Source organism: Flavobacterium agrisoli, assembly GCF_016522065.1.
GTDB classification, from domain to species: Bacteria; Bacteroidota; Bacteroidia; order Flavobacteriales; family Flavobacteriaceae; genus Flavobacterium; species Flavobacterium agrisoli.
The window spans coordinates 517299-534655 of sequence record NZ_JAEHFV010000001.1; the positions used below are offsets into that span (position 1 = coordinate 517299).

General features: G+C 38.1%; 12 protein-coding genes. 8 read left to right on the forward strand and 4 right to left on the reverse strand.

The window, feature by feature from the left end; all coding sequences use genetic code 11:
• The first annotated feature begins 242 nt into the window (after window positions 1-242).
• Both I5M07_RS02150 and I5M07_RS02155 read left to right on the forward strand, forming a co-directional pair.
• Complete coding sequence (locus I5M07_RS02150) at window positions 243-1916, forward strand: helix-turn-helix domain-containing protein (RefSeq protein ID WP_200104545.1); 1674 nt, start codon at window positions 243-245, stop codon at window positions 1914-1916.
• Between the two features lie 77 nt (window positions 1917-1993).
• Window positions 1994-2170 (forward strand): histone H1, encoded by a 177-nt coding sequence (locus tag I5M07_RS02155; protein WP_144219336.1) that lies wholly within the window; start codon window positions 1994-1996, stop codon window positions 2168-2170.
• Between the two features lie 180 nt (window positions 2171-2350).
• Here the strand turns inward: I5M07_RS02155 and I5M07_RS02160 are convergent, their stop codons facing one another.
• Window positions 2351-2980: a hypothetical protein gene (locus I5M07_RS02160; RefSeq protein WP_200104546.1), complete on the reverse strand. Its 630-nt coding sequence runs from the start codon at window positions 2978-2980 to the stop codon at window positions 2351-2353.
• 851 nt (window positions 2981-3831) lie between these two features.
• Between I5M07_RS02160 and I5M07_RS02165 the strand changes: the two genes are divergently transcribed.
• The 3 genes from I5M07_RS02165 to I5M07_RS02175 are packed head-to-tail and all read left to right on the forward strand — an operon-like array spanning window position 3832 to window position 10900.
• Window positions 3832-6858: a SusC/RagA family TonB-linked outer membrane protein gene (locus tag I5M07_RS02165; protein ID WP_200104547.1), complete on the forward strand. Its 3027-nt coding sequence runs from the start codon at window positions 3832-3834 to the stop codon at window positions 6856-6858.
• 10 nt (window positions 6859-6868) lie between these two features.
• On the forward strand, window positions 6869-8251 hold the full coding sequence (locus I5M07_RS02170; RefSeq protein ID WP_200104548.1) for a RagB/SusD family nutrient uptake outer membrane protein: 1383 nt from the start codon (window positions 6869-6871) through the stop codon (window positions 8249-8251).
• A gap of 9 nt (window positions 8252-8260) precedes the next feature.
• Window positions 8261-10900, forward strand: a complete 2640-nt coding sequence (locus tag I5M07_RS02175; RefSeq protein ID WP_200104549.1) for a S9 family peptidase — start codon at window positions 8261-8263, stop codon at window positions 10898-10900.
• 45 nt (window positions 10901-10945) lie between these two features.
• Here I5M07_RS02175 and I5M07_RS02180 read toward each other — a convergent pair whose 3' ends face one another.
• From I5M07_RS02180 to I5M07_RS02190, 3 genes are all read right to left on the reverse strand, one after another.
• Window positions 10946-11230, reverse strand: a complete 285-nt coding sequence (locus I5M07_RS02180; protein ID WP_200104550.1) for a DUF6520 family protein — start codon at window positions 11228-11230, stop codon at window positions 10946-10948.
• Between the two features lie 77 nt (window positions 11231-11307).
• Window positions 11308-12792, reverse strand: coding sequence for a MauE/DoxX family redox-associated membrane protein (locus I5M07_RS02185; RefSeq protein WP_200104551.1), 1485 nt, complete (start codon window positions 12790-12792; stop codon window positions 11308-11310).
• 219 nt (window positions 12793-13011) lie between these two features.
• Complete coding sequence (locus I5M07_RS02190; RefSeq protein ID WP_200104552.1) at window positions 13012-13302, reverse strand: hypothetical protein; 291 nt, start codon at window positions 13300-13302, stop codon at window positions 13012-13014.
• Window positions 13303-13701: 399 nt separating this feature from the next.
• On the opposite strand from I5M07_RS02190, the gene I5M07_RS02195 reads away from it, so the two are divergent.
• Genes I5M07_RS02195 through mobC form a run of 3 tightly spaced genes read left to right on the forward strand, consistent with a single transcriptional unit; the run spans window position 13702 to window position 17339 of the window.
• Window positions 13702-14094: a plasmid mobilization protein gene (locus I5M07_RS02195; protein ID WP_200104553.1), complete on the forward strand. Its 393-nt coding sequence runs from the start codon at window positions 13702-13704 to the stop codon at window positions 14092-14094.
• Window positions 14079-15332: a relaxase/mobilization nuclease domain-containing protein gene (locus I5M07_RS02200; RefSeq protein WP_200104554.1), complete on the forward strand. Its 1254-nt coding sequence runs from the start codon at window positions 14079-14081 to the stop codon at window positions 15330-15332. The genes I5M07_RS02195 and I5M07_RS02200 overlap by 16 nt, the downstream gene beginning before the upstream one ends.
• Window positions 15333-15350: 18 nt before the next feature.
• A complete protein-coding gene (mobC, locus tag I5M07_RS02205) occupies window positions 15351-17339 on the forward strand; it encodes a conjugal transfer protein MobC (RefSeq protein WP_200104555.1) in 1989 nt (662 codons plus the stop codon).
• Window positions 17340-17357 lie beyond the last annotated feature (18 nt).

Below are 17357 nucleotides of genomic sequence, written 5' to 3' on the forward strand. Positions count from 1 at the left end.
TTGCTGTTGAATTCAAAGCAAATCTAAATTGCAAAAAATCATAAATCAAGAACATGTATGTGGATTTTCGGAAAATCCACTATCGATTTCCATGAAATCAATAATGTATTTTTCTTACATTAAATATTGAAATTCAAATAATTACAGTATTTTTGAAAGCTGCTCTCTAATGACCTCTACATTTTTTTTATTAATCTGATTTATGCTTTCATCAGAGCATAAACTCAAAATTTCTATGTATTATGAAATGTAATTTATCGGTACTTTTACTTCTATTTATAATTAAATCCTTAACTGCCCAGAATAGTCCGAACAGAATTTCTGATTCACTTATTTTTAAAAGTTATGGATATCTGGATGATAAAATTTATCAATACAAAAATGACAGCCTGAAAGCATCTCCATATTTATATGCCTATTTAAGAAAAGCGCGCAGTGAAAAGAATCATGAAGAGCTAGTTAATGCATATCAAAATATGCTGCATCAGTCACCTATGATTCTCCGCTTAAAATATGCGGACAGCATGGTGCAGACAGCTGTAAAGTCAAGAAGTAATGAACTGATTGGATCTGCCCTGCTATCCAAAGGAATAGTATATTACAGCCAGAAAAACTATGTAAAAGCCTATGATTATTATATTAAAGCAAATAAAAGCATTTCCAAATCTGATAATGATTACCTAATATACAAAACCAAATATCATATTGCCCAGATCAAATTTTACCTCGGATTTTATGATGAAGCCATTTCTCTTTTTAATGACTGCATTGAATATTTTGAAAAAAATCAGCCCCGCCCCTATTTAAATTCACTGCATTCACTTAGTGTTTGTTACAATAAGATTGGAGATTACAATAAATGCTCCGAAACTAATGCCTTTGGAATTAAAGAATGTGAAAAGCTTAATATACCAGAGATGGAATTATTTTTTAAGCATTCCGAAGGAATCAACCAGTTCTTTTTAAATAATTATCATACTTCGATTCAATTGCTTCAGGAAATCATGCCGCAGTTAAACAGCATGACAGAATTTGCAAATGAATCAATCGCCAATTTTTACATTGGAAAAAACTATTGGAAACTACAGCGTCCGGCAAAAGCAGTCCCTTACTTTAAAAAGGTGGAAAAAGTATTTATTGAGAAAGGTTACATTCGTCCGGATTTAAGAGAAGTTTTTGAATTAATGATTAAATATTACAAGAAAGAAAACAACCTGAAATCCCAGTTGTATTATATAGACCAGCTTTTAAAAGCAGATTCTATATTAACAGATACCAATAAGTACCTAATGGGCAAAATTCACAAGGAATATGACACAAAAGAAATTCTCCTTGAAAAAGAAAAAATACAGCAGCAGCTTGTAAAAGAGAAATATTATGACGTTATTTTGATCAGCGTGGTTGTCGTTCTGTTCTCCACTGTCATTTATGGGACCTATAATCACTTTGAAACCAAAAAACGCAATAAGATCAAATTTGATCTGCTTCTGAAAAAAAATGAACAGAGCAGCTTACAGAAACAAGCACCCGACAAATTCGAAATAACCGATATTTCGCAGGAGACTGTACAGCAGATAATAAGACACCTTGAAAAATTTGAAAGGGATAAAAAATTCCTGCACAAAGAGGCAACACTAACAACATTAACCGTAAGGTTTAATACAAACAGCAAATATCTTTCAAAAGTGATATACCATCGCAGCGGCAAGCGTTTTGCTGATTACATCAATGACCTAAAAATTGATTATCTGGTGGAACTGCTGCAAAATTCAAGCATGCATAGAAATTACTCGATAGGCTCCCTTGCTGAGGAAGCCGGTTTTACTTCCACTCCACGATTCACCAATGCATTTCATTCTAAAACAGGAATTTCGGTCAGTTATTTTCTTAAGGAATTGAAAAAAGAGAATTCGTAAAAATATTTTGTTAGCAATTCCGTTTTCATTTATGGCAAAATTTTACTTTTGCCCACTTAATTTAAAAAAATTGTATAATGAAAGACCTTGTTGCAAAAATCAACGCTGAAATCGAAACATTTAAAGCAGAATCTGAAGCAGTAGCTGAAAAAGGAGTTAAAGCTGCAGGAGCTAGAGCTCGTAAATCATCTTTGGAAATTGAGAAACTTTTAAAAGAGTTTAGAAAAGTTTCTATTGAGGAATCAAAAAAGTAATTTCACATAAATCCCATTTCTAGTAATGGGATTTATTGTTCTTAATTCGCAATAATTGCAAAAAAAAGCCTAATAGAACAACCAAAAATATAACTACTTAAAGACACTTTCAAGATTTTCTGGATCATAATTAGGAAAATCTGGTGGAACTTCAATTTCCTTAAAGGTTCCAGATTCAATTTAGTGAGCAATTTTTATTGTATCACCAACCCTCAAGATTTTAAATTGCTGCCATACACTTCGACCAGAACGCGTATGTGCCGAAATTATAATTCTTAAACTTTCTTTTCCACTAATGTCAAAATTCAATGCTCTTCTTAATAATTTGCCTGGATAGATCGCTTGAAAATGAAAAGGATATCTCGGGTGAGGCTTGATTCCTTTATCTGGATTTTCTTCATCTTGATTCAACCAATTTCCAGTAAAATCAAATACAGGATATGTATCGTTATTAATAAGCTCTAATGAAATATTATTATCGTCATAAATTACAGGTGTAAAATATGCTAGACTATCCCCCCCAGTTGAATAACCAATTAAATTATTTGTTTGAGTTTCAATTTTATGTAATAAAGATGTTAATTCACTTTTAACAATATTAAATTCATCTTCAATTTTATGCTGTTTCTTTACTCTTATAACCTGTCCAAACATCCAACTAATCAAAAATATTGATGCTGAAAAATTAGTTGGAAAAACTGAAATTAAATTATCCGAATCAGATGCAACACATACTTTGTATACTGCCCACTTAAAACTTAACAAAATTTGAATCCAAAACTCCCTAATTATTTGTAAAAATGTTCTCATATTTTCTAAAATTATATTGTACAGATTAAAAAAAACTATTTCTAAAATTTTTGTATAAAAAAAGATGCGTATGCATCTCTTCAATTTAATTATAATTCTAATTAGTTTTCTATTAATTTAAAAAACTCGGATAGTTTAATATTTTTAGCTTCACAGATTTTATTCAAAGTATTCACAGGAATATTATAATTTACGTTTTCTTTGTTAAGGGCAGTATTTTTTATTTTTCTCACAATACTTTCTTCAATACCATGATCCAATCCGAAAGCACGTTGAGACTTATAAGTTTCAATCCATTTCTTATAAATATAATTACATATTATTTTATTAACGTCCTTCATTCTAACAAAGGAAAGCTAATAGATAAAAAATAATGCGTACGAAAATGCGCATTATAAAATATTTTGTTATATTTGTAATGAAATACATATTTTTGCGATACTTCATAAAAAATATTTGAAGCATTCGCTTTGAATCTTGCTTAGAAAAACTGGACACTTTTTTAGCGCGCAAGATGATAAGTGCAAATGCCTACGCTTAAAAGTGCGTGGGCTCACTTATTTGTGCGCAGGTAGTCCAGTAAATCCTTCTAAACATTAAGTCGAGTTCCACGTCACTTTATTAAGCGATAAATCTCCACATAAATTCATAGCAGCACTTCATTATTTTATTTGATTTTAGCTTTAAGAAACGAATCTATTAATAAAAATAATAATCTTAAATCTTATATTATATAGAAATAAATCTAAGCGAATTATTTAGAATTAAAATAGCTCTCTACTTCGTCGCCAAACTAACATAGAGAGCTTTTAGCTAATCAAATCCATATTTAACTAACCAATCCCAATATTATGAATTATTTTTCATTTTACAAGGGTGGAAAGGTGCTTTATTGCCTTATTTTAACGGGGCTTCTATTGACTTTTTCCACCGTTTATTCTAGAAATTTTCGAAATTCCAAAATGCCTCCCTACCAGCAACATCTGGTCCAAGGTATTGTAAGTGACGGTTCTTCTCCTCTGCCAGGAGTTACAATTACCCTTAAAAGCAATAAAAATACAGTTGTAATCACAGATTACAATGGGCATTATTCCATTGCAGCTTCTCCGAAGGATACGCTTATTGTATCCTTTATAGGATTTAAGACTTACGTCGCTTCTGTAAATGGAAGAAATACTATTGATATACGAATGCAGTATGATGCCACTACGCTTCAGGAAGTTCGGGTCAATGCAGGATATTATTCAGTTAAGGAAAGCGAACGCACCGGAAGTATTGCCAAAATCACATCAAAGGATATCGAGAAGCAGTCTTCGCCAAATGTTCTCGGAGCAATGCAGGGAAGAATGGCAGGTGTGGAAATTATCCAGGACAGCGGTTCTCCAGGAGGAGCTTTCCAAATCAAAATCCGAGGACAGAACAGCCTGCGCTCTGATGCCAACCAGCCGCTGTATATTATAGATGGCGTGCCTTATTCCTCAGAAACGCTCGGGGCCACACTTACATCCGGAGGCTCACCGACAATGACCAGTCCTCTGAATTCGATAAATCCAACAGATATCGAAAGTGTTGAAGTCTTAAAAGACGGAGATGCAACAGCAATTTACGGTTCCAGAGGAGCTAATGGTGTGGTATTAATCTCCACTAAAAAAGGACGGGCAGGAAAAACAAAGCTGGTGATAAATTCCTCAACGGGAATTGGGAAGGTCACAAAAATGCTGGATCTAATGCGTACTGATCAGTATCTGGATATGAGACGCATGGCATTCGCTAATGACGGAATAACCAATTATCCTGCCAATGCCTACGATGTAAATGGAACATGGGACCAGAACCGATACACTGACTGGCAGAAACAACTCATTGGAGGAACTGCACAGATCCTGAACCTGCAGGCATCCCTAAGCGGCGGATCTGAAAAAAACCAGTTTCTGCTAAGCGGAAATACACGAAGCGAGACGACCGTATTTCCTGACGATTTCAAATACAACAGAGGAACTGTACATTTTAGCTACAACCACATCTCGGAAGACGAAAAATTCAGACTCAATTTTTCAGCAGGGTACACCAGCCAGAAAAACTATCAGCCTGCGGCAGACCTTACTCGAATTTCCAGAACGCTTGCACCTAATGCTCCAGCATTATTTGATCAGAGCGGTAACCTTAACTGGGAAAATAATACATGGCAGAATCCGCTTGCCAATTACGAGTCAAAATTTCACTCCCAAATAAATGACCTGACCGCCAATGCTTTACTATCTTATAATCTTACTGCAAATTTAGTGGCAAAGGCTAATTTTGGCTATACCGATCTTAGAAATTATGAAACCCTTACCCAGCCTTCAACAATGTACAATCCTTCATTGGGTCTTGATAGCAAAAGTTCTGTACTAAACACTAATCTGACTCTCCGAAGTTCATGGATTGCTGAACCACAGATTACATGGAACTTTAATGCCGGAAGAGCAAAAGTAGAGACGCTTATAGGTTCGACATTTCAAAGCCAGAATACCAACAGGCGCTTTGAATCAGGCTTTGGCTTCTCAAGCAACAGCCTCATTTACAATCTTGCATCGGCAACACTGAAAGTTGTCGATCTCAGCGATGAGACAATTTATAAATATCAGGCTTTGTTCGCACGCGTGAATTATAATTTTGAAGGACGCTACATACTAAATTTAACTGCCAGAAGAGACGGATCAAGCCGTTTTGGACCGGGAAAACAGTTTGCATCGTTTGGGGCAGCCGGCGTCGCATGGGTTTTCTCAAATGAAGCATTTTTAAAAAACAGCAGTATCTTAAGTTTTGGAAAGCTGCGCCTCAGCTACGGAACAACTGGAAATGATCAGATTGGAGACTATCAGTTCATAGACACGTACACCTCAACAGCAAACACTTATCAGGGAATTACTGGCCTGCAGCCCAGCCGGCTTTTTAATGCAGACTTTGGGTGGGAAACCAACAGGAAATTTGAAGCAGCGCTTGAAATAGGACTATTGAATGATCGTCTTTTTCTCACAGGGGCACTTTACCTGAATACCTCCTCCAACCAGCTGGTCGGACTTCCGCTCCCCGGAACTGCAGGTTTTACTTCCCTGACAGCAAATCTTGATGCGTCGGTTCAGAATAAAGGTCTTGAGTTTACTTTTAGGTCTGTGAATATGCAGTCCAAAAATTTTGAATGGACTACAACTTTCAATATATCAGCCAATAAAAACAAACTGCTTTCATACCCTGGCCTTGAGAGTTCCTCCAATGCTAACCGTTATGTAATTGGGCATTCCATAAATATTAATAAGCTTTATAACTATGTAGGCATAAACCCGCAGAACGGCGCATACAACTTTTATGACTTTAATAATGACGGGCAGATTACATCAATTGACGACAGGCAGTCCTTAGTTGATTTAAATCCAAAATTTTTCGGTGGCATACAGAATGACATACGCTATAAGAACCTGCAAGTCGACTTCCTTTTCCAATTCGTAAAGCAGCAGGCCTTTGCCTATCTGCCGGCTGTGCCGGGCAGCTTCACAAACCAGCTGGGATCTTTGGATAACTTCTGGCAGACGGCAGATGTCCCTGCCGATTATCAAAAATTAACTACTGGAACAAACAGCGTATTGAATACTGCTTATACCAGGTTCAAAACCAGTGATGCTGCTCTTGAGGATGCCTCATTTATTAGACTGAAAAGCATTTCGCTTTCTTATGATATTCCGGGTTCGTTTTCAAAAAACGTAAAAAGCAGAATATATTTTCAGGGACAAAACCTGCTTACTTTCTCCCCTTACAAAGGTGGAGATCCAGAATTTAAGCTAGCAGGCTATCTTCCTCCTCTAAAAACCTATACAGTAGGAATACAGTTAACTTTTTAAATCATACAGCATGAAAATTCTAATCACATCAATAGCCTTTTTTACCTTGTTCATGTTTGCGTTCCTGATTACAGGCTGCGAGAATTTCGTGGATGTGGAACTCCCGGACTCGCAGCTGACTGGAACAAAAGTTTTTGAAGACCCGGCAACAGCTAATGCCGCCATGACCGATATTTATTCAAAAATGCGTGATACGGGAATCCTCACCGGTCTCTCAGGAGGGATATCCTCCAACCTTGGAATGTACGCCGATGAACTGATATATTATGGCTCGGATGTCGTACCGGGACTTCCCTATGCCAATAGTCTGGAACCTACAAGCGCCATTGTATCAACCTACTGGAATGAAAGCTATCATCAGATTTACTGCTGCAATGCGGTTATAGAAAGCACAGAGAAATCTTCTTCCCTGACTTATGCCGAGAAGAAAAAATTACAAGGAGAAGCTCTTTTCGTACGCGGACTTATTCACCTTTACCTTCTCAACATGTATGGCGATATCCCGTACATCACAGGGACAGATTATGAAATAAACAGACAGGTGGGCAGATTGCCATCCGAGAAAGTATATGAAAATATTGCAAATGATCTCAATAAAGCCGTCGGTTTACTTCCTTTGGAATATATTTCTGCCGAACGGGTTCGTCCTAATCGATCAGCAGCCTATGCCGTACTTGCCAGAACTTTTCTTTATCAAGGGAAATGGGCGGAGGCTTCCAATGCCGCTTCAGCAGTGCTCAATAATCCGATTTACGTTTGGGAGGGCAGCCTTAACCGCATATTTCTCAAAGGCAGTACCACTACAATTTGGCAGTTTATGCCAAAAAGAGCCGGAAACAATGCAGATGAAGGTGCCTCATTCATTTTTAATTCCGGTCCTCCCTCCACCCGAGCATTAAGCAACAGCCTTGTTAATTCATTTGAGAATGGAGATCTGCGAAGAACCAATTGGATTAGATCGATCAGCAATCCATCAGGAGTCTGGTACCATGCTTATAAATATAAACAGAATGCAAATACTGGGACAAGCGTTGAATACTCCATTGTATTGAGAATTGCAGAACAATATCTGATACGATCAGAAGCAAGAGCCATGCAGGGAGACCTAATAGGAGCAAAAGAAGACCTCAATAAAATACGTCACAATGCAGGACTTTCCGACACTCCTGCAATTACTGCCGATGAAATTGTAAATGCAGTCCAAAAAGAAAGAAGATCTGAGTTTTTCTGCGAATATGGCCAGCGTTTCTTTGATCTTAAAAGAACCAACCAGCTTGATTCAGTACTGGAAGCGGTAAAACCCGGCTGGGAAAGCACTGATAATTTATGGCCGATTCCCGAGAAGGAACTTTTGGCAAACCCTTTTTTAAAACCTCAGAATCCTGGATATTAAAACTATACAATGAAACAGCATATACAACTTGTGTACAGATTTTTTGCTGTACTCATACTTGGATTAGTAGCCTGTCCCGCTTCGGGACAGGATCTAATCCAAAGACAGCTCACAAAAGATGACTATAATTTATGGTGCCGGCTTGAAACTGATAAGATATCAGAAAACGGGCGTTGGATAAGCTATGCGCTTCGATACGAATCCCGACTGGATACCCTTTTTGTAAAAAGTACTTATACAAGTGCAAAATATGAAATTGCAGGAGCTCTAAATGGGCAATTCGCCTCTGAAGATATATTCGCATGTCTTGACCAAAAGGAAAATCTTCATCTTGTGAATCTGATTTCAGGAAATTCAATTTTAATTAAAAGGGTAAAGAAATTTGATTTTTCTGGTGACGGCCGATTCCTAATAAGTCTAGAATCCAATGACGATAGCTCAATGAACCTAACCATTCGGAAAAAAAACGGAAAGCTGGTCCAGAGGATAGAAAATGTAACACAATACGCAATCAATAATTCAGGAAATGCGCTTTTATATTCTACTGCGCAAAGCGGCAGTCAAAATGCAGGTCTTGTCAATTTGAAACAAAAAATTAGCATTCGGGATGTAATTCAAAATATCCATTCTGATATTAAAAGCCTTACCTTGTCTGAGGATGGCAGTACAGCTGCTTTTTACACACAGGATAGTTTGTCCACACATTTGTATTACTATCAGCTCCCTTCAGGAAGTGTATCTGTTTTAAAAGATCTTCCAGCTGACTCTTTCGATAATAAAATTATTACTATTGACAGCAGCGTACCCTTGAAAATATCAGATGATAACCGCTCTGTCTTTTTCGCTTATAAAAATTCCGTTCACACCATAATGCAAAATCCAGTTGTTGAATTATGGAAAAATGATGATAAGTACCTTTATCCAAACACAGTCCTCGCGCAAAGTTACAACAAACCTTTTCTGGCAGTCTGGTACCCTAAAATAAAATTGGCTCATCCGCTCAGCAGTGAGAAATATTCATGGGCAGCTCTAACCGGAAATCAAAATTATGCAATGGTAGCTGACGTGCTTCAATATGAACCCCAATACGATCTTTTTGCGCCAATGGACTATTATTTAGTCAATATTTCCACTAATGAAAAAGACCTGATCGTCAGTAATCAGTCTGGACATATACGCTACATGCAGTTTTCTCCGAACGGCAGTTATATCTGTTATTATAAGAATGATTCATGGCATCTATATGATATCAATAAAAAGAAAAGCAGCAATTTAACTCTTAATTCCAGCTACTCTTCCGAAGATTTGGAAGACCCTCTCAACCGAAAAAAAGTTTCATTCGAGTTTTATGCCTGGTCTTCCGACGGCAGGTCAATTTTATTCTATGATAAATACGATATCTGGCAGTTTTTTATAAATGGAAATCCTCCAATAAGACTGACCAATGGAAAAGAAAAACGAATTCGCTTCAGGTTTGCATCCTTGCAGAAAGAAAGAAAAAGATCAAATTATTCAAGTGTAAAAAGCCTGGATATTAATATAAATGCAAAAAAAATAGTAGAGGTATTCGATACCATGAACGGAGCATCAGGATACTCTGTCCTTGATCATGAAAAAGGCCTGCAGCCTTTAATTTTTGCCGATGCCAGAATTTCAAATATCCGTAAGGCCGCTAAACGGGATATATATTGTTTTGAATCTGAAAACTTTGATAAATCTCCAACCCTTGTTTTAAAATATGAAAAAGAATCAAAATTAAAAACCATTGCCCAGACCAACCCGCAGCAGAAAAGTTTTTATTGGGGACATTCCGAGATGATTCACTACAAAGATTATCAAAATAATACCAGCAGTGGAGCCTTATTCTATCCTGCCGGATATAATCCTAAAAAGAAATATCCAATGGTAGTTTACATCTATGAGAAACTTTCCCACAAAGTGCATCATTATATAACTCCAAGCAGCCGCAGTACAAATGGTTTTAATATTGCTCACCTTACTTCGAACGGTTATTTTGTTCTTATGCCGGACATCTATTATGAAAGAGGAAATACGGGGATATCTACGACTCAATGCGTTGAAAGTGCTGTAAAAGAAGTGATTGAAAAAGGACTTGTAGATTCTTTTCGAGTTGGAATTATGGGTCATTCCTTCGGCGGCTACGAGGTCGATTTTATAATTACGAATAGCACTATGTTTGCAGCTGCAGTTAGCGGCGCAGGAGTATCGGATAATATCAGAGGTTATCTTACAGTCAATAGTGAATTTAATAATGCAGAAATCTGGAGATTTGAAAATCAGCAGTACAGAATGAAAGGATCTTTCTACGAAGATAAGGAATCCTATTTGAGAAATTCGCCCGTCTTCAATGCAAATAAAGTAAACACGCCGATTCTTATATGGACTGGTAAAAATGATAATAATGTTAAACCCGAACAATCTACAGCTTTTTTTCTTGCGCTTAGAAGACTCAATAAGAAAAGTGTCATGCTGCAGTATCCAAATGAAGGCCATACACTACTCTCTAAAAATCCGCAGGAAGATCTAAACAATAAGATAATGGAATGGTTTGATTATTACTTAAAAGATGAATATCCAAAAGAATGGATAACATCTACTGATGAAAAAAAAAGTAATCTTAACCCTTAATAAATATGCGGCCTTATTAACATAAAGCCGCATACTTTTTTAGAGTTAATTATCATCTAATTTATAAAGCTGGACGCTACATTGTCCAGCAGCATTTTTACGGAAAACCTGCTTGTTGTCACTATCTGCAGTACAGATAGGCGCAATATTATCAGGAGTACAGTTGACCTCTCTCTCCTCACACTGGTTTGGAGAATTATTGATCTGGATCCACTCTGTTGTTAATGCTTTTTTTGAAGCATTGTCTCTCTCTGCCTTAGTGCCTACAGCACCTGCGCTGGCAAGTACAAATACTGCTGCCGGCAGAATCATTTTTACAATTGTGTTCATAATAAAATAATTTAGGTTTGATCTACTCTTTTATACAGGTTTTCAATCGTTAGTCCTGCTATCGGCCCGATAAATTATTATAATTTTATTTTTAAATTCCTTTGAAGTGCATACCTGCTGAGCTCCGTACCGGCAATCACATAAACATTATTATCAAGTACCAGCATATCTCTCATTCTGCCGTCATTAGCATTATAAATGTAAACACTTGAAATGTATGATTTTGTTGAGAGATCATACACGTCTATTATCGAAGTGGTCTTCCACATCTGCTTGTCCTCATATCTTCCAGGAAGTGTCGAATTGACAAATAATTGGTTCTTTCTCACAGTACTCAGCCTGTTGACCACATAATCAGGTGAAGCTAATTTTCTCCTTCCCATTTCTTTAATGAATACAGGCTTTAATTTGGCTGTTTTATTGGTATCAATAGTATTACCCCTGAACTTTAACTGCAGCTGGTCATCAGTAACAATAAATTCATTGCGGTAATAATACAGATAGGTAAAAATTTTACTTTCCACACTGTAATTCATCATTCCGTCCGTGTCAAAAAAACCGTCAATCTGCTTTTCAAGAAGATTGTCTTTAATGCTGCTTTGAAGGCCGTTTTTAAAAGAAAATATTCCCAGTATATTTTCTCCAGACTTTTCGCCCTGAGTTCTAAATGCGATATGGACAGAATCAATCACTGCAGCATTTGAAAAATAATACCCGCTTTCTTTCATCAGAACCTCTGCTTTCCAATTGGAGATTTTACCTCTGTAGATTATAGGCACTGTACCGTCAAGAAGAAAAAAATATGGCGGTGCTATTTTCACCTGTACAGATCGAAATGGATATTTATCATCCTTCAGTTCTATCTTAAAATTTTTCCTAATCTTAAGGGCAGTATCATAAGCGGTTATATAGAGAGGGGCAAGGCGGTCTGCCAGATATATTGTCCTTTTATCGCTGCCGGCAAAGTACAGATTCTTACTATACAAGACTGTGGCTGAAGCTTTATTGCAGGACATATGAACATATTTCCTTATAAAAGGATTTTCCTTTTGTATCAGATACTGCGACGATATATTCAGCATTACAAGTGTAAAAACAGCTGATAAAAAGATTGCCCCCAGATTTAGTTTTGTTCTTCTGCCTGCCCCATCAAAAAACAATATTGCCAGGCCGGCAAGGATAAGTGAAATAATATTAAAAATCAGATGTGCTTTCCATGTCATATTTTCCAGTATCCCTCCGCATGAGCAGGGAATGTTGGAAGTGAAATTCAAAATGATAAAAATGTAGACGGTAAAAAGAGACATTAAAATGAATGTTATGTACAGACCTTTTAATTTAAAACTGGGAATCACCAGCATAAGTGATACAGCAAGTTCGATAGTAATTATGCTGTAGGATACAATGCCTGCATAAGCACCTATTATCGAAGACTGCCCCAGCTGTGCCTGAAAATTTTCAAATTCCAATACCTTACTGATTGCGGCATAAACAAACAGCAATATATAAAAAAGACTTACTGCCTCAATGAAATAATTTTTAAAACGGCTTCTTGAATTCATGTTCTTAAAAGTTTTATAAATCATACTGTTATTAAAAAAATCACATTTCATTACCTGAATGTCTATTGCAAATATAGATACGAAATTTCGCATAAATACTTTAAAAATCAAGCCAAAAACTTTGAAAATCAAGCAGTTTTATATTTTAACGGACATCAAAAAAAAGCCTGCACTTTGTAAGAATCATGCAGGCATTAATCATAATGGTCGTTTTAGAAATCAGCCTTTTATCGAGGCGCTGATTCCGGCAAGTTTTTCATGCAGTTCTATAAGTCCTACTTTCTGAAGGCACTCCTCTGAGAGACTCTCCAGTTCTGTCTTTCCCTGCTCGCTTATGCTCTCCAGAAGAACCGATGACCCCTCCCGGATTTTCAGCCCATCCTGTATCAGATGGCTTAAAAGCAGCACATTTTTTCGTGAAATTTTCAGATCCATCTTCACTGTCTCATTCATGCCAGGGATACTCAGCACTGTATCAAAAACCTTGGCCGCATCATTTGCTGTAATCATAATTTATCATTTAAAAATTAATACTTCGCTCACCGTAAAATTATAAAGTATCCCCCCTATTTACCCTACTCAAAATTTGGGGAGGATTGCAGGGCATGTCTGCCTTTTCTAATTTAGCTCTCAGTTAGTTATTCCGTACTCGTTCATTATCATTTTTTGGAATTTCAAGGGAGGTTTTGAATTCGTCTTCCTTTAGATTTGATAGGCATGACAGGCACTAATAAACTGATTGGAAAAAGCTGAAAATGCCTTTTCGAAGCTTTCGGACTGCGGTTTTCTGCAGTCAGCAAGATGTCTGGTTGTATCACAACCAAAAATCTTGCTGCCCCTCTGCTCGGAACTCGCTGGCAGTGAAACTTTAAGATTGAATGAAATTGAAACAATGAAAAAGAAAAGATCATGGAAGAAAAAAACAGCGGCAGAAACAGATGGCTTCACATCCGGCTGACCAAAGAAGAATTCGAGCAGATAGACAGAAATTTTAAAGCTTCAGCCTGCCGCAAACGAAGTGATTTCGTGCGCAGAAATCTGCTGCGAAAACCTATTGTTATGAAGTACAGAAACGAGTCGCTGGATAAACTGCTGCAGGAGCTTATCCAGCTCAGAACACAGCTGAATTTCATGGGAAATAATTTCAATCAGAGCGTTAAAAAACTCCATACCCTTTTTGAAATATCAGATTTCAGAATTTGGATTCTGGCTTTTGATTCCGACAGGAAAAAATATTTTTCACTGGTTGAAGAAATAAAAAAACACATTGAAATTCTTGCCCAAAAATGGTTGCAGTCATAAACACAGGACACTCCATTAGAGGCATCTTCATGTACAATGAGAATAAAGTTTCCCAGGGTGCAGCTGTGTGCATCGGCGAGGGAAATTATCCCATCGATATTGAAAAAATGTCAGAATCTTTTAAGCTCAGCGTATTTCTAAGACAGCTCCAGCTCAATGAAAATGTCAAGCGCAGCGCAGTGCACATCTCGCTGAATTTCGACCGTTCGGACAAGGATTTATCAAAAGAAAAACTCATGGAGATTGCCTCTTCTTATATGGAGAAAATTGGATTCGGCGCACAGCCTTATCTGGTCTACCAGCACCACGATGCGGGACATCCGCACCTGCATATCGCATCCATAAATGTGCGGGCAGACGGATCCGGGATTAACATGCACAATATTGGAAGAAACCAGTCCGAAACGGCGCGGAAGGAATTGGAGATTTCTTTTAATCTGGTTCGGGCGGACTCGAGAAAAAAACAGAGTCCTGCGCTTATTAATGCCATTGATGCGGAAAAAATAAAATATGGGGCAATAGATTCAAAGAGAGCCATCGGAAGTGTACTCAATGCAGTTATTCCGCACTACAAATACACAACGCTGGGTGAGCTGAACGCAGTATTGAACCTCTATAACGTGAGGGCGGAAAGGGGAAAGGAAAATTCAAAAATGTTTCAGAATAAAGGGCTGATCTACCAGATTCTGGATGATAACAAAAAGACTGTCGGGGTTCCTATAAAAGCCAGCAGTTTTTATTCCAAGCCTACCCTTTCTCGGCTTGAAATTAATTTTGCTGCAGCTAAAACTGCGCGTGCGATATTTATGAAAAGAACACGAAATGCGGTTGATCTGCTGCTGTTGAAATACCCATCAATTACGCTCTCGCAGCTTGAAACGCGGCTGGCGAAGCAGGGCATCACGGCAGTTGTCAGAAAGAATGAACAGGGGCTAATATACGGCATGACCTACATCGATCATAACACCAGATGCGTTTTCAACGGAAGCAGTCTCGGACCTGAATATGCAGCCAAAGGGCTCCTGCAGCGTCTGGGCCATTCGTCCCATTCTGAGAAGCAGTATAATACAGTTCCTGATGGCACCGCACATAAGCAGGACCCTTTTATTTCCGCAGCTGAAGTGCAGCGGATAATTGATGACGTGCTTTATGCTGGAACGCCATCAGATTCCGTTCCCAAACAGCTTAAGAAAAAACGAAAAAAAAGAAAGAGAAAAGGACAGTCCGATAATAATTAATACATAAAAATCAACAGCATGCAGACGGGAGAAAATGAACAGGCGCTTAGAAAAATTTTAGATATGACTAGACTGATGAGCATCGCAGTACTGCTCATCCATTTTTATTATTATTGCTTCCATTCATTCAGGCATTGGAATCTTGCACCGGATTTTGCCTACAGGATACTGGAGAATATTTATCGTACTGGGCTTCTGGACAGCTTCCATAAATCAAAGCTTTTTGCACTTGGACTCTTGGTTATTTCCCTTATGGGTGCCAGAGGAAAAAAAGATGAAAAGCTCCATTTTAGAACTGCTTTTTATTATATCTCAACGGGGCTGATGTTTTACTTTGGATCCTATCTGTCTTTTGTAATATTTGCGGATGCGGAAGTATGTTCCGCAATATATGTATCACTGTGTTCTTTTGGCTATTTAATGACGCTTTCCGGGGGCACCCTGCTCTCCCGCATTATCCGCAGAAAGCTTAGTTCAGCAGATATTTTTAATAAGGAAAACGAAACTTTCCCTCAGGAGGAAAGGCTTATTGAAAACGAATATTCCGTTAACCTTCCCGCACGCTATCACCTCAAAGACAAAGTGCGTAGCAGCTGGATTAACATCATAAATCCCTTCCGCGGGATTATGGTTCCCGGAACTCCCGGATCTGGAAAATCATACTTCGTAATCCGCCATGTAATCACCCAGCATATCGCTAAAGGTTTTTCCATGTTCATCTATGATTTTAAGTTCGACGACCTCACTATTATTGCTTATAATGCCTGGCTGAAATTCCGTCATCTTTATGCCGTGGAGCCCAAATTTTACATCATAAATTTCGATGACCTATCTAGAACCCACAGGTGCAATCCTCTGGACCCAGCGGCAATGACCGTCATTACCGATGCTGCTGAATCAGCACGCACTATCCTTATGGGGCTCAATCGGGAATGGATCAAAAAACAGGGCGATTTCTTTGTGGAATCTCCTATAAATTTCCTGACGGCGGTCATCTGGTACCTTAGAAAATACAGCGATGGCGAGTACTGCACCCTGCCCCATGTCATTGAAATGATCCAGACCGATTACGAAAGCCTTTTCACTCTTCTGAGAACCGAAAAAGAGATCGAAGTGCTTATCAATCCCTTTGTAAGTGCGTTCCTGAACGAGGCAGTCGACCAGCTGGAGGGGCAGATTGCTTCGGCTAAAATCTCGCTGGCTAAACTCTCTTCGCCCCAGCTTTATTATGTGCTTTCGGGCAGTGATTTTACCCTCGATATTAATAATCCATCTGATCCGAAAATTGTTTCAATGGGAAACAATCCGCAGAAAATACAGACATATGGGGCAGTGCTTTCCCTTTTTGTCAGCCGTCTCATCAAACAGGTAAACCAGAAGGGAAAACTCAAAAGCAGCCTTATTTTTGACGAGTTCCCCACTATCTATCTCAACAATATTGACAGCTTGATTGCAACGGCTAGAAGCAACAGGGTGAGCACCTGTCTGGGGATTCAGGACTTCAGCCAGCTTCGCAAGGACTACGGACGGGAACAGGCTGATGTAATTGTTAACATAGTGGGGAATATTGTTTCAGGACAGGTTAGCGGGGATACGGCAAAACAGCTCTCGGAGCGTTTCGGAAAGATAATGCAGGATCGTGAAAGTCTATCTATCAACAGCAGTGACACTTCCATCAGTCGTTCAAGACAATTGGAATCCGCAGTGCCGCCCTCGAAGATTTCTTCACTGAGCTCGGGGGAATTTGTAGGGATGACAGCCGATAACCCAGACTGCAGAATTGAACTTAAAACTTTTCACTGCGAGATTATCAACGACCATGAAAAGATCAAAAAAGAAACGGATAATTATAAAGAAATTCCACTCATACGGACAATTGATAATGTTATCATCCAAAAAAATTATCTGCAGATCAAAATTGAGATTCAGGAAATAATCCACAGCGAGATGGAAAGGATAATCAAAAGCCCGTCGCTTTCATCGCTGGTGCTCAAAAAAGAAAAATAGCCTTTAAAATAGATTTGT

Excerpts from the sequence above, each read along its gene's own strand:
- I5M07_RS02200 (WP_200104554.1), top strand. The coding sequence starts at position 14,079 with ATGGTTGCAGTCATAAACACAGGACACTCCATTAGAGGCATCTTCATG.
- mobC (WP_200104555.1), top strand. The coding sequence starts at position 15,351 with ATGCAGACGGGAGAAAATGAACAGGCGCTTAGAAAAATTTTAGATATG.
- I5M07_RS02190 (WP_200104552.1), bottom strand. The coding sequence starts at position 13,302 with ATGATTACAGCAAATGATGCGGCCAAGGTTTTTGATACAGTGCTGAGT.
- I5M07_RS02150 (WP_200104545.1), top strand. The coding sequence starts at position 243 with ATGAAATGTAATTTATCGGTACTTTTACTTCTATTTATAATTAAATCC.
- I5M07_RS02180 (WP_200104550.1), bottom strand. The coding sequence starts at position 11,230 with ATGAACACAATTGTAAAAATGATTCTGCCGGCAGCAGTATTTGTACTT.
- I5M07_RS02160 (WP_200104546.1), bottom strand. The coding sequence starts at position 2,980 with ATGAGAACATTTTTACAAATAATTAGGGAGTTTTGGATTCAAATTTTG.
- I5M07_RS02170 (WP_200104548.1), top strand. The coding sequence starts at position 6,869 with ATGAAAATTCTAATCACATCAATAGCCTTTTTTACCTTGTTCATGTTT.
- I5M07_RS02155 (WP_144219336.1), top strand. The coding sequence starts at position 1,994 with ATGAAAGACCTTGTTGCAAAAATCAACGCTGAAATCGAAACATTTAAA.
- I5M07_RS02185 (WP_200104551.1), bottom strand. The coding sequence starts at position 12,792 with ATGAATTCAAGAAGCCGTTTTAAAAATTATTTCATTGAGGCAGTAAGT.
- I5M07_RS02195 (WP_200104553.1), top strand. The coding sequence starts at position 13,702 with ATGGAAGAAAAAAACAGCGGCAGAAACAGATGGCTTCACATCCGGCTG.
- I5M07_RS02165 (WP_200104547.1), top strand. The coding sequence starts at position 3,832 with ATGAATTATTTTTCATTTTACAAGGGTGGAAAGGTGCTTTATTGCCTT.
- I5M07_RS02175 (WP_200104549.1), top strand. The coding sequence starts at position 8,261 with ATGAAACAGCATATACAACTTGTGTACAGATTTTTTGCTGTACTCATA.